General features: G+C 49.5%; 9 protein-coding genes. 1 reads left to right on the top strand and 8 read right to left on the bottom strand.

The window, feature by feature from the left end; translation table 11 throughout:
- Nucleotides 1-146 precede the first annotated feature (146 nt).
- From N5E87_RS10060 to cmoA, 8 genes are all read right to left on the bottom strand, one after another.
- Nucleotides 147-1,049: a LysR family transcriptional regulator gene (locus N5E87_RS10060; RefSeq protein WP_086903464.1), complete on the bottom strand. Its 903-nt coding sequence runs from the start codon at nucleotides 1,047-1,049 to the stop codon at nucleotides 147-149.
- A 173-nt stretch (nucleotides 1,050-1,222) separates the two neighbouring features.
- A complete protein-coding gene (locus N5E87_RS10065) occupies nucleotides 1,223-2,422 on the bottom strand; it encodes a DUF3541 domain-containing protein (protein WP_086903463.1) in 1,200 nt (399 codons plus the stop codon).
- Nucleotides 2,349-4,256, bottom strand: coding sequence for a M3 family metallopeptidase (locus tag N5E87_RS10070; RefSeq protein WP_086903462.1), 1,908 nt, complete (start codon nucleotides 4,254-4,256; stop codon nucleotides 2,349-2,351). The genes N5E87_RS10065 and N5E87_RS10070 overlap by 74 nt, the downstream gene beginning before the upstream one ends.
- On the bottom strand, nucleotides 4,231-5,175 hold the full coding sequence (locus N5E87_RS10075; RefSeq protein ID WP_086903461.1) for an alpha-L-glutamate ligase-like protein: 945 nt from the start codon (nucleotides 5,173-5,175) through the stop codon (nucleotides 4,231-4,233). Before N5E87_RS10075 ends, N5E87_RS10070 begins: the two co-directional genes overlap by 26 nt.
- Complete coding sequence (locus N5E87_RS10080; RefSeq protein ID WP_086903460.1) at nucleotides 5,175-6,683, bottom strand: UUP1 family membrane protein; 1,509 nt, start codon at nucleotides 6,681-6,683, stop codon at nucleotides 5,175-5,177. Before N5E87_RS10080 ends, N5E87_RS10075 begins: the two co-directional genes overlap by 1 nt.
- 209 nt (nucleotides 6,684-6,892) lie before the next feature.
- Nucleotides 6,893-7,720, bottom strand: a complete 828-nt coding sequence (locus tag N5E87_RS10085) for an ATP-dependent zinc protease (protein WP_086903459.1) — start codon at nucleotides 7,718-7,720, stop codon at nucleotides 6,893-6,895.
- Nucleotides 7,721-7,803: 83 nt separating this feature from the next.
- Nucleotides 7,804-8,796 carry a tRNA 5-methoxyuridine(34)/uridine 5-oxyacetic acid(34) synthase CmoB gene (gene cmoB, locus N5E87_RS10090; RefSeq protein ID WP_011622666.1) on the bottom strand — a complete coding sequence of 331 codons (993 nt, stop codon included), beginning with the start codon at nucleotides 8,794-8,796 and terminating at the stop codon, nucleotides 7,804-7,806.
- Nucleotides 8,793-9,524, bottom strand: a complete 732-nt coding sequence (gene cmoA / locus N5E87_RS10095; protein ID WP_086903458.1) for a carboxy-S-adenosyl-L-methionine synthase CmoA — start codon at nucleotides 9,522-9,524, stop codon at nucleotides 8,793-8,795. The genes cmoB and cmoA overlap by 4 nt, the downstream gene beginning before the upstream one ends.
- A 148-nt stretch (nucleotides 9,525-9,672) precedes the next feature.
- Here cmoA and N5E87_RS10100 point away from each other — a divergent pair, with 148 nt between their 5' ends.
- Entirely contained in the window at nucleotides 9,673-12,486 is a 2,814-nt protein-coding gene (locus N5E87_RS10100; RefSeq protein ID WP_086903457.1) for a transporter substrate-binding domain-containing protein, read from the top strand.
- Nucleotides 12,487-12,509: the final 23 nt, after the last annotated feature.

A 12,509-nucleotide genomic window follows, 5' to 3' on the forward strand; every position in this document is an offset into this window, starting at 1 on the left:
AACTAACTAGCGTTTGCCTATTAAGGACAATCGCTTAAGCCCGTTCTGTTTGACAAGTTCAGTCGCCATTAAGAGGATAAACCCACAATGATTCCCTGCAGCCTGGTGCTCGTTTTGCCGCACACGGTGGAAGAAGTTGAGCGTGGTTATTCGCTTGTACTCACACCATGATGTTTGAGGAGATAAGAGGCCAGCAGTTTTGAAGCGGGGCCCTGTTGGTCACGATTCGGGATCACAAGGCTTAACATAATCCGCCGTTTCTGACTGCCTTGGAGGTGTAAACGCACTAGTTTGCCTGCGGCTAATTCCTCTTGGATAAGGAAAGATGGGATCCAGCAGAAACCAATACCCTGATTTAAAATGACTTTCGCCTCATGGAAGTTAGATACTGTCCAGCGCTGCTCGGCCTTCAACCAACCGATATCAACATTGGGTTGCAGGCCCGTGTCTTTGATCACCAGTTGCAGGTACTGCGCTAGTAGCTTGTCATCGTCTAAGGTGCCCATTTCTGCCAAGGGGTGGCTCGGGTGGCAAACCAGATGCAGCTCCTGTTCACACAGGGGCTCGGATAAATAGCCCTTCGGTGGAATTCCTGCGCAAATCGCAATATCGACCTTATTTTGAAGGATTAATTCTTGAGTACCTGTGATGACTGAGTCCAACATAATGATCCGAGTGCCGCGGCTATGGGGCAAAAAGTCACTTAGCGCGCACACTAGACTTTCCATCGGATAGACGATTTCGCGAGCAATGGTAAGTGTGGGCTCCCAACCTTGCTCAAGGTTGCTCGCGAGTTGTTCTAACTCATTGACCGCTTGAGTCACATGACGCGAACGGCGCAATAATACTTCGCCCTGTGGTGTCAGGTAAGCTTTGCGGCCTCGAACTTCGAGTAGCTCTATACCGAGCTGGTGTTGCAACTTAGCTACCGCATGATTGAGTGAGGATTGGCTCTTATTGAGCTTTTCTGCCGCCTGCGCATAGCCGCCATAGTCGACGACAGCCTGTAAAATACGCCATTGCTCAAGGGTGGATTTCGCGCGAGTCATGGTTGTCCTCATGTCGTAAACGACAGGTTTCTAAAAAAGCGATAGATTGAGGCTTATAGTGGCGAGCTATGATCGTTTTTTCAATACTATTATCGTGTTAATTGAAAAAGAGGTTATCGCGTTGCAATGCTGCGGCGTGACAACCTCTTATCAGTACGAACTATGGGTATGGGTTAATCGATAACCTTAGGCGTCACGCCCATAGGTAAATACTTTTTCGTCGCGTTAAGTTCGTTAAGATAGGGGCCGGGATAGAGCGTTTCTGGCCAATTAAGTAACATTATCGCAAGCACATTACGATGCTCGCCAAGGGCTAAGTCAGGATTGCCTTTGGGTGAGGGGATAATTTGACTATTAGGGTCGAACGAGTTGGCAATATAAGTCCGAGTTTGAGCCACGACAGTATGGTCTGTCTTGCCCGCTAGCAGAAAACTAATGCCGACTTCGGCAATAATATCGTCGGTCGCATCCTGTAAAATTCGCTCAATGTTGGCGTCAAAGTAATCCAAAATCCATGCAAACTCAGTGGCATCCACCCGATGCTGATAATATTCACTGGCGGCAAAGATAAAATGCGTCATGCCGTAGAGCTTATTACGAAACAGTGCTTTGCTGAGTGTGGCATCCTGCGAATCAGGATAAACCCGAGTAAACGCCGTTTTATAATCCTCTAGATAATCTCCCACACCCAATTGTTTGGCCCAATACACATAGTTAATCAGTTGCGCCGCCCAGGCTTTAATCATTGCGGGATCGGTCAAACCTTGACGTAAGTCGGCCTTTTTGAGGGCTTGGATCATTTGATTATGGCAAGGACCTGTAAAGCCTAACTCATCGATTCGACTGGCAAATCGCAATAGCACATCGGAGTAAAATAAAAACTCAGGAAAGGGCGCGAGGGCTTTTTTACGGGCCTTGGCTCTGGGACCATTGCCCAGTTCGGCGATGGCGTTCTGTGAGGCTTGGCGTACAAACTCAGGGTTATCCATTTGGCAGGCATAAAACGCTTGAGCTTCGGTTACCGCATAAAGATCGACTAACGCCGCGTTAGCATATTGCTCATCGCCCGTCAGGCGATAGAGGCGGATCCCATAATGGCCCTGCACCCGAGGCGGGAGTGTATAGAGATGGGTTTCAAGGTTCTGTTGAATAAGCTGCGCAACGTCGCTTTGGCTTAATTCGGTTTTATCCGCGGCGTTTGGCTTGAGTACCTTTTGTGAGTACTCAAGCCCAGCGTGACTTAAGGGCGAGCTTTGCGTGTTGGCGAAAGCACTCTGTGCGGTAAAGAAGGCTAAACCGCTAAAAAGCGCAATGGGTAGTGTGAGTTTGTGTTTCGGTTGTGGTGTATGGGTGATTTTCAGATCCTGAGACATGGATAATCCTTTGGATAAGCGCAGCGGCATCCACGGGTTCGCCAAGTATGGCGCGCAGTTGCTCGCTCAAGGTGAGTGCGGTCTCATTGACCACGAGGAGATTAAAAAGCCCAAGCTTATCTTGGCAGTCTTGGGTGGATTGATGGACAAGCGTTGCGAGTTTGGCTTGCCACAGGGATTGATAATAACGTGGGCCTTCGTTGGCGATTGCATTGAAACTGTATGGGTAATCAATCGCTTGTGTCCAGTTCGCCCCAAAGCTTTTGCTAAATTCAGCAGGGAGATCCGGATAGCTTTGCTGGTTTAAGGACTGGTAAAAGTTAAGTGCTACCTTAGCGCGAAAGACTTTAAGCTGCGTTGCATAGGTGCTTGCGAGCGTTTCCCTCGGCTGAATATATAGGGTATCAAATTGGGGGAATAGCGTTTGGCGTAATACCTTAGCGAGCCAAAGACTCGGTAATTGATTGGTATCGAGCGTCGGGCCTAAGGTGTTATTAAGGTAAAAATGACTGCCGCGCGCCAGCGAGGTCATTGCATCGGCGAGGGCTTGGGTAAAGCGTTCTATATCTTTGAAATTATTGAGTGTCGCGGGGAGCTCAAGCGCCTGTTGACCAAATTGCTGTCCAATCACATTTTGCCTGAGGGTGTGTTGACTGGCATTCCTAGGTTTATTCACTTTATCTTGAGCGCCGATAGCCAGATACACTTCTCCCAATAATCTATCCATATGGTAAACGCGGAGGATCTGTTGCTGCGCTTGTGCGAGTGCCGTTTGAGAAAGTGCCGTTTGAGTAGCTGTCGAGTCTAGATGCTCGCCAATCACCTCAAAACGTAAACCAAACTCGCTTAAGCTTGTTAAGGCCTTGTCGAGCAGCTCTCGGGTATTGAGGGTGGTGGTTTGCGCACTAGGTAATTGCGATAAGGTACGGCCAAGATCCCAAGGGGTAACTTGAATTGCTTCGGTTTGGCTATCGAGAAACGCTTTAACTAATTCCGGGGTATTGAGTTGTTGATCGCTGAGGCTGTAACTGGCGTAATCGCTAAAACCTGCGTCATTGGCAATGCGTTGGCGAAGCTCGGCAATGCGGTGTAAGGCGACTTGATTATGTTCCCTGGCTCGACCTTGATAGGCTTGCCACAGGGTTTGTCGACATTCGGCATTAGGTTGCTTTAACAAGTAACTCGCGATAGTCCCTGAGAAAGTGCCTGAATTTGCTGTTTCTTCCTCGTTATTGGCTGTATTAATCTCCGCTACTTCATCTGTTAGCTGGCAGTTAGCCGCTTGAATATCCAGTTGAAACTGCTGATTGCCTAAGCCTTGGCGAATGCTAGCCTGCGCCGTGTGCAGCTTGGCTTTATCCATAATGGATAAATGTTGGCGCAATAAAGCCGTTAATTGCTCACCGAGTAAATACTGCTCCTGATTTGGCGCATCATTATTTGCCGCAGTGGCTTGGGTCAGCTCAAACGCCAGTTGGCTAAATTCCGCCTGATTTAGTAAGTCGCTCAAAGTGTCGGCCAAGCGCAACTGACACTGCAGTAAACCTTGGCGCTCATCCCCCGACAGCAGCAAACCTCGGTAGTAGGTGAGTCTGTCGTTGACATTATTCAGCCCTATGGTTTGCTGCTCTAACACTAGGGCCTTATCCGCCAGTGTTAAGCTTTGGCGCTGGTGGGTGCTGGCATAACTGGCGAAGGCGCCAGCCAAATCGATATTGGGTTGGCGCAAACACTGCTCAACCAGCAGCGGCACAGGACTTGGCGCAGCATAGGCTGCACCGAGGGAGGATAAACACCAGCCAAACAGGCTAGCCGTTAAAATGGATTTTTGCATAGGCTACACGTTCTGCAACTGTCATTGAATGGGATGACATGGCTTCGACATGCTTAAGTCTAGGCAAAATGCCTTTTCCATTTGCAATCTGGATCGCCAGTCCCGGGCGTGCATTGAGTTCCAATAACAGCGGGCCTTTAGTCTGATCAAGCACCATATCTGTGCCTAAATAACCCATCTCACACATTTCATATGCGCTCGATGCGGTATGCAGCAAGCTGTCCCAATGGGGGACGACAATATCGGTGAGCTTTTTGCCTGTATCTGGATGAAACTCAATTGGAGAATCAAATTGCACAGCATGTAACCCTTTTCCCGTGGCAATGTCAACGCCCACACCTACGGCGCCTTGGTGCAAATTGGCCTTACCATCGGAGGCGGCGGTGGAGAGCCTGAGCATTCCCATCACCGGAAAACCTTTAAAGACAATCAAGCGGATATCGGGCACGCCTTCATGGCTGTAACCGTCAAACACGGGCTCGAATTCAATCAGTCCCTCGACAATCGCTACATCGGGTTTGCCGCCAAGGGAGAATAAGCCGCTGAGGATATTAGACACGTGTCTATCCAATTCCGATGGGCTGACTTCGTGCCCGCTGGGTTTATAGTAACGCCCCTGCTCAATATGGGTGATCACTAAAATGCCTTTACCACCAGAGCCCTTGGCAGGTTTGATCACAAACCCTGTGCGGCCCTTAACGCGCTCGGGAATATGCACAATTTCGTGCTGCTCGCGCACAACGGCGATTAAATCGGGCACGGCAATATCATTGGCTAATGCCAACTGTTTAGTCAGCAGCTTATCGTCCACTCGTTTATAAAATTTACGCGGATTATAGCGACCAATGTAATCGATATTGCGCTTATTCATATTGAGCACGCCGCGCGCGCGAAGCTCCCATGGCCAAGCAATATTCATTAGGCATCTCCCGCGAGTGGTTTAAAGCGTTTGAGTTCGAGTAGGCGATAACCTGTGTATTGGCCCATTAATAGGACTAAGGCCAAGATCACTAAGTGGATCCCAAGGAAGTTAAATACCCAGTGTTGTACCCAACTGGCACTCATGGCTAAGTAGGCGAGGGTGGCGACCATCAGGCTGCCACCGCCTTGCACTATCACTTCTTTCGGGCCTTCTTCTTCCCACAGGATAGACATACGTTCGATGGTCCACGCCAAAATAATCATCGGGAAGAAGGTAATCGTCAGTCCTTCGCTTAAACCGAATTTATAAGACAGTAAGGTAAAGACACCGATAATGCCGATAACGACGATGATCACCGCCGATATTCGCGAGATCAGCAACAGATTTAATTGGGATAAATAGGAGCGGATCATTAGACCGCAGGCCACGATCAACAAGAAGCCGACTAAGCCCGTGACTAAACTGGTTTGAATAAAGGCGAGGGCGATAAGGACTGGCATAAAGGTACCCGAGGTTTTCACCCCAATGATCACCCGTAAAAACACCACCATCAGCACCCCGATAGGGATCAATAAAATACCCTTAAATAGACTCTGTTCTTCTAGCGGTAATTGGTAGAGTGAAAAATCCAAGGCATTGTTATTCATCATCATATCGATGGATGTCGCTAATGCCGAGCGGGTGTCTTGTAACATCGAGAAATGCACCTGCGAGTTAACGCCGCCCATCACATCGAGCACGGAATGGCCCGAACGTTCCCACAGCAGTAAGTTCTCTGGTCGGCCTTGCTTGCCTTTAACTAAATCGAACAAGACCCACTCGCTGTTATGGAACACTTCCACAAAGGGTGAGAGGGATTGACGGCGGCGTTGATCTTCAAGGTAGAGTCCACTGACTTCACGGGCGGGAATACCCTTGGTTTGCAGCATATGTAAAAACACTTGCGTCGCGGTTTGGCTCGACAGTAGCAGCTCCATATTTTGGCTGCGCTTAGTGGCCGTGATTGCATTCATCAATTGCTGGGCGAAGGACAAGTTCGATGCGCTGCGCGCCCAAGTTTCGCTTATCACTTGCTCCGCGGCGGTCTTCTCGGTCGCAGGCCAGAGGTAAGGCTCTGGTTGACTTGGGATATCGTCGCTGTGGATTTGGGTCACGCCCGTCGGCACTAGGGTCACTTTATAATAGAGATCTTGGCTGCCATAGGCCTCGCGAATCGACCAATTGGCACGGCGCGCGTCCTTATCATCACTCAGGGACAGCCCAAAGCCTGGGGAGCTGGCGTTCTCGACCAAGACTTCATAGGCGGGATCCTGTGGTAAAGAGAAGGACACTTCGGCCGCATCCCCTGTGCCATCGAAGCTTATCTTGGCGTCTACCGCCCAGCTTTGCACTTGCTCGCCGGGGAGAAAAGGCACCTGATGCTTAACGCCGCGGTAAATGCTGGCGCTTAAACCGACAATAAATAGTAATGCCACCAAAATGTAAAAAGGTTTACGTGAATGCATACGTGTTTCCCATGTTGCGCCAATGGCCGAAAAACGTGGGATTACCCAGGCATTGGCGGTTCGAACTCGTCGTCACGCGTTAGATCCACGCGTGGCGGGTATTAGCTACGTCAGGCTGCGTCAGATTGAGCGGCGATGTCACAAGCTGGCAGACCAATAAGCGCAAGCGGCTCTTATGCTCAGCTTGTAAAACGGCTTGGCTCAAGCGGTTATTTTTTGCCGCTGGAGACGATAGCTGACTCTGCTTTGGGTTGTTCAGGACCGGGTTGTTTAGGTGTGGCTTTGGGCTGTTTGGCTTTACCGTGCACATAGCGCTGGCCGACATCGACTACGGCGATATCTTTGATAAATTTACGGCCGAGCAATAAGGGATAGTCGAGGTGACTACGGTCGGTGAGGTTAAGATCAGTCTCTGCGGAATATTGGCCTATCTTAAGGTGCGCGTGGATCACGGGGCGACGATCGTCCTTTTCATTCGCGTCCTGCTTGATCCGTACAAAACGTACGACCTTAGATTCGAAATTCGTCGCGGGCTGTTTTTCCCCTTGGGTATACACATCGAAGCGCACCCATTGGGCGCCATCGCGCTCAAACAGGGTGATATTACGGGCATCGATGGAGGAGGACTCTGCGCCGGTATCAATGCGGGTGGCAAAACTGGCATTGAGTTCATCGATAAACACATTTTCGATTTCACCGAGTAAAAACTTATCCCCAAGGGCGGATTTGGGACATTGGCTCGGCGCAGGCGTCGCCACGGCGGCTTGCTTTTGTGCGGTGAGGTTTTTCGCCGCTTGATTTAAATGATTGATTTGCAGACTGAGCTGCTCGACTTGGCTGTTGAGTGTCGCAAGCGAGGTTAAATCCGCAGGCTGGCATTGCTGATTAATCGCAGCCACTAACTGATCTTGCTGCTGATTAAGACGGGTATTAAAAGTATCAGTATCGAGTGGTGTGGGGGCGTGGGCGGTCGGTTCTGTCGCTGCGCATCCCATTAAGCTGCTGGCAACGGCGATAGCGATCAACTGCTTTAGCATAGTACTTCCTATTGGCGTTAAAACGGGTTTTATGCCTAGGGTTTACCTAGGCATAAGCGTATTAGGCCACTGGAGTTAACTCGTTAGGTCAAATCTTGATTGGGTTGATTTTTCACCGCAATAATCGTTGCGCGTTTCGGCGCGGGGTAACCCTCGATAGTCTTAGTGATATCGTTAGGGTCAAGATATTCAACCAGTGACTCATTCGGCATCCAATCGGTTCGGCGCTGTTCGGCTAGGGCGGTGACATCGGTGTCGACACAACGTATGTCTGTGAAATCACACTTCTTTAGCCAGAGCATCAAGGCCGCGACGGATGGAATAAACCATACATTATTCATTTTCCCATATCTATCTTGAGGGACGAGTACGGCGTTTTCATCACCATCTATTACCAAAGTCTCTAACACTAATTCCCCACCCATACGTAACTGATCACGTAATTGTAACAAGTGATCAATAGGCGAACGTCTGTGATACAAGACGCCCATGGAGAAAACCGTATCGAATGCATCCAGTGGTGGCAGCTCTTCAATGCCAAGTGGCAGTAAGTGCACCGGGTGATTTTCACCACTTAGGCGCTTAACGGCTTCAAATTGGCACAAAAACAACGGTGAAGGGTCGATGCCCACCACGCGTTTAGCGCCCGCGCCAAGCATGCGCCACATGTGATAGCCGCTGCCACAGCCGACATCGAGCACTGTGCGGTTTTGCAAAGGAGAAATATGCGGGCTCACGCGATCCCACTTCCAATCGCTGCGCCATTCGGTATCGATATGAATGCCGTGGATATGAAATGGGCCTTTGCGCCAAGGCATAAACAGGCGCAGTAGGTTCTCAAGCTTTTCCTTTTCGCCGGGCGTGAGTTGCTCGCCTGTGCCGACAGTGACACTGCTGACAAAATCAACGCGATCTGGGGCGGGATAGTGCAGCTTATTGAGCACTTTTTCCCACTTGGGTAAGTTGCCGTGTTTATGTTCTCTTTGCCATTTGCCGAGAATGGCTGGCAAAGTCTCGAGCCAATGCTGCAAATTGGAATCGGCAATTTGTTGGTAAAAGGAACTGAAACTGATCACTTGATGGCCACCATGGAAGAGAAATTAAAACATTGGAACCACAAGCTAAAGTGGCTAAACCCTTGGCGAGTCAAACGTTGCTGGTGGAGAGTTAAGGTATCGGGCTTCATCACGTTTTCGAGCGCGCTGCGCTTTTGACTGATTTCGAGCTCGCTGTAGCCATTGGCGCGTTTAAAGTCTAAGTGCAGCTCTTCGAGCACACTTTGAATAGGCGCATCATCGAAGCGAATTTTTTCCGACAGCACTAACAGACCGCCGGGATTCAAACCGTGATAAATCTTCGCGATCAGCGCTTCTCTGTCCTCTGGCGGTAAAAATTGCAGGGTAAAGTTAAGCACGACTAAAGAAGCGTTTTCGATGTGAATATCACGAATATCGCCGCAGATCAGCTCAACCTCAGTATCACTCACATAGGCATTGAGGTTTTCTTGGCAGCGCGTCACCATGGATTCGCTATTGTCCACGGCGATAATGCGGCAATCGCGGCCCTGGATTTGACGGCGAATGCTTAAGGTGGCAGCACCTAAAGAGCAACCTAAATCATAGACTTGGGTATTAGGCTTGACGAAACGATCCGCAAAATCGCCAATAGTATTGATAATTTGCGCATAGCCAGGCACCGAGCGGCGGATCATGTCACTGAAGACACCCGCGACACGGTTATCAAACTGGAAATCGCTAATGTGTTCGCTCGCTTGAGCGTAGATAGTATCTTGGGAAGCGTTCATCTGGGAATATCTCGAAAATTCAGCCATGCATTTTAACGAATCCCGTTGACTAGCAGCAAGTCTCAGCTAGTAATTTGCCCGAAATTTCTGTCTAATATGCATCAATAACAAAGTATTTACATTGTACATCAAGTACTAGGGACCCCAGTTGAAGTTAGTGCTCCAGCTTATCGTGATCCTGTGTTGCATACTCACCAGTAACGCAGTTAACGCCAGTCAAGGACAGACTGAGTCACTGATTGTGGTGATGGGGGAAGACAGCTTTCCCTATCAGTTTGTCGACAACGACGGTGAAGCCACGGGTTTATTAGTGGATCTGTGGAAGGAATGGGGCAAGCGTACCAATACACCATTAGTATTTGTGGCGCGTCACTGGAATGAGTCATTGCAGCAGTTGCAGCAGGGTAAAGCCCAAGTGCATATCGGCATGGGACAGACGCCCGAGCGTGAACAGTTGTTTGATTTTGCGGAGCCTATTGCCGATGTCAGTACCTATCTTTACCTGCATAAATCCTTGCAGGGTAAAAAGTCCATTAAGGAACTTATTCCTTACCAAATCGGAATTGTGAGTGGCTCATCCCATGAGGCTGAGCTTCGCCGTATCGAGCCGAATTTAGTCTTCAAATATTATGAGAGCCGTGAAAAATTACTGGCGGGTGTTGCAGCGGGCGAAACGGTCGTCTTTGCAGGACTCGATGGCTATCTGCGCGATCCTGCATCAAGCCAAGCAATTGCGGGCAGTTTTCCCATCAGTGCGCGTATTCCAATCAAGGCCATGCAGTTTGTCCCCGCGGTGATGAAAGGCAATCAAGCTTTAGTCGAGAAGATTAATCAGGGGTTTCATTCACTCGATGCACGTTTTGTGCAACAAACCGAGCGTCGCTGGTTAGGCTATCACGGGCAAAAAGCGGGTCTTGTGGTGGCGATGCAGCTAGGCGTTGAGCCCTTTGTCGATTTAGGCGTCGATGGCTTGCCCCATGGATTTTATGTGGATCTCTGGCAACTATGGTCGGCGAAGACCGGCATTAATGTGGATTTTATCTCGGGCGACATGAATGCCAGTGTCAATGATGTGCGCCAAGGTTTAGCCGATGCGCATATTGGTTACCCTGAAAGTGACGAATTGAAAACTGGCTTAACCCGCGCATGGCAACTCTATACGGTGAAGAGTCGGTTGTTTTTATATCAGCAACAACTGACCGATTTACAGAGTTTAAAAGGCAAACGTATCGGTGTTGTGCCGACAGCGCCTTATCTCGTTGCGCTGCGTAAAGCGCTGCCCGATGTCACGCTGCGTTATTACGAAAATATGGACAGCATGGTCGCGGGTGCGCGCTCGGGCGAGATCGCAGGCTTTGTTGCCGCGGGTGCATGGACTTCCCACTATTTATTGCAAAATAAGGCTTGGTCCGAATTTCATCAATATCCTGAGCTTGAGTTTCCGACCGATGTGTATGTACTGACCCGCAGTGACGATCCCGGCTTAACCCAGCGCATTGCTAATGGTTTTCGCAGTATTAGCATGCAGGAATTTGCCGAGGTAGAGCAGAAATGGATGCTTAACCCTAAGGATCGCATTTTTAACCAAAAGGGATTACACGGCATTCAGCTCTCAAGCAGTGAGCAAGATTACCTCTCGCAACTCGGTGAGCTTAAACTCGGTTACTTGAAACAGTGGCCGCCAATGGAGTTTAGCGATGAGCAAGGCCAGTTTGCGGGGATTAATAGCGATGTCAGCCAGCTGTTAGCCGAGCAACTGCGGATTAATATTCAGCCCGTCGCCTTTGACGATTGGCACTCGCTGATTGGCGCCTTGCGTTCAGGCGAGATTGCACTGGCGGGCAGTATTGCTCAAACCGCCGAGCGCCAGCAATTTTTAACTTTTAGCGATCCCTACTGGCCATCACCATGGGGTTTAGTATCACAGCTTGAGCAAGTCTCGGTATTTAATCTGGCGCAATTGGCGGGACAAAGGGTGGCAGTGGTGGAGGGCTATCATCTGGTGGCGCAACTGATGGCATTGCAGCCCTCGCTCAAACTGGTGCTGGTGCCTGATACCCAGTCGGGACTCTCGGCGGTCAACGATGGCCATGCGGATGTGTTTATCGATAAAGTCGTGACGCTGGCCTCTGAGTTAAAAACAGGCCAATATCCGTTGCTGAAAATGTCACTCCTCAGTGACTTAGCCGATCAGCACAGCCACTTTGGACTTAACCCGCAGTATGCGCCGCTGGTTCCCTTAATCAATCGCGTGTTGGCGCAAATCGATCAACATACGCAGCAACAAATCTATTCCCATTGGGTGAGTTTTTCTTTGACGACGGATAACAGTCAATATCTGCAATGGATCCGTTATTTATTGCTCGGGGCGTTAGTGTTATCTGGCGTGATGGTGGCGATTTTAGTCGTTAATCGTCGTTTGAATCTTGAGATCACCCGCCGAATTGCCGCTGAAAAGCGTTTGCAGCATGTTGCTAGTCACGATGCCTTAACCCAATTGCCTAATAGGGCACTGTTGGATGATAGATTGTCTCAGGCCTTACTTGCCCATCGGCGAGATCATAGCCATTTCGCCTTGTTGTTTATCGATTTGGATGGCTTTAAACAAATTAACGATCAATATGGTCATCCTGTGGGGGATGCACTGCTATTAAAAGTGGCGGGATTATTGACCAAAGCCATTCGCAATTCTGATACAGTGGCAAGATTCGGCGGCGATGAGTTTGTGATCCTGCTAAATCGTGTGCAAGATCTCGATGCCGCGACCCAAGTTGCTGATAATATTCTGCACTCGTTATCGTCACCTTTTAGCATAGAAGGGGTGACCGTTGAGGTGGCTATCAGTATTGGCGTGGTCATTTATCCCCGCGATGGCGATACGGCCATCGAGTTAATGAAGAAAGCCGACCAACTGATGTATCAAGCCAAAACGGCGGGTGGCCGTTGCTACCGCCTAGCTTGATGGTTTTTTGAACGCTTATACGC

This window comes from Shewanella sp. GD03713, assembly GCF_029843705.1.
Taxonomy (GTDB): Bacteria; Pseudomonadota; Gammaproteobacteria; order Enterobacterales; family Shewanellaceae; genus Shewanella.

Excerpts from the sequence above, each read along its gene's own strand:
- N5E87_RS10080 (WP_086903460.1), bottom strand. The coding sequence starts at position 6,683 with ATGCATTCACGTAAACCTTTTTACATTTTGGTGGCATTACTATTTATT.
- N5E87_RS10060 (WP_086903464.1), bottom strand. The coding sequence starts at position 1,049 with ATGACTCGCGCGAAATCCACCCTTGAGCAATGGCGTATTTTACAGGCT.
- N5E87_RS10070 (WP_086903462.1), bottom strand. The coding sequence starts at position 4,256 with ATGCAAAAATCCATTTTAACGGCTAGCCTGTTTGGCTGGTGTTTATCC.
- N5E87_RS10065 (WP_086903463.1), bottom strand. The coding sequence starts at position 2,422 with ATGTCTCAGGATCTGAAAATCACCCATACACCACAACCGAAACACAAA.
- cmoA (WP_086903458.1), bottom strand. The coding sequence starts at position 9,524 with ATGAACGCTTCCCAAGATACTATCTACGCTCAAGCGAGCGAACACATT.
- N5E87_RS10075 (WP_086903461.1), bottom strand. The coding sequence starts at position 5,175 with ATGAATATTGCTTGGCCATGGGAGCTTCGCGCGCGCGGCGTGCTCAAT.
- N5E87_RS10085 (WP_086903459.1), bottom strand. The coding sequence starts at position 7,720 with ATGCTAAAGCAGTTGATCGCTATCGCCGTTGCCAGCAGCTTAATGGGA.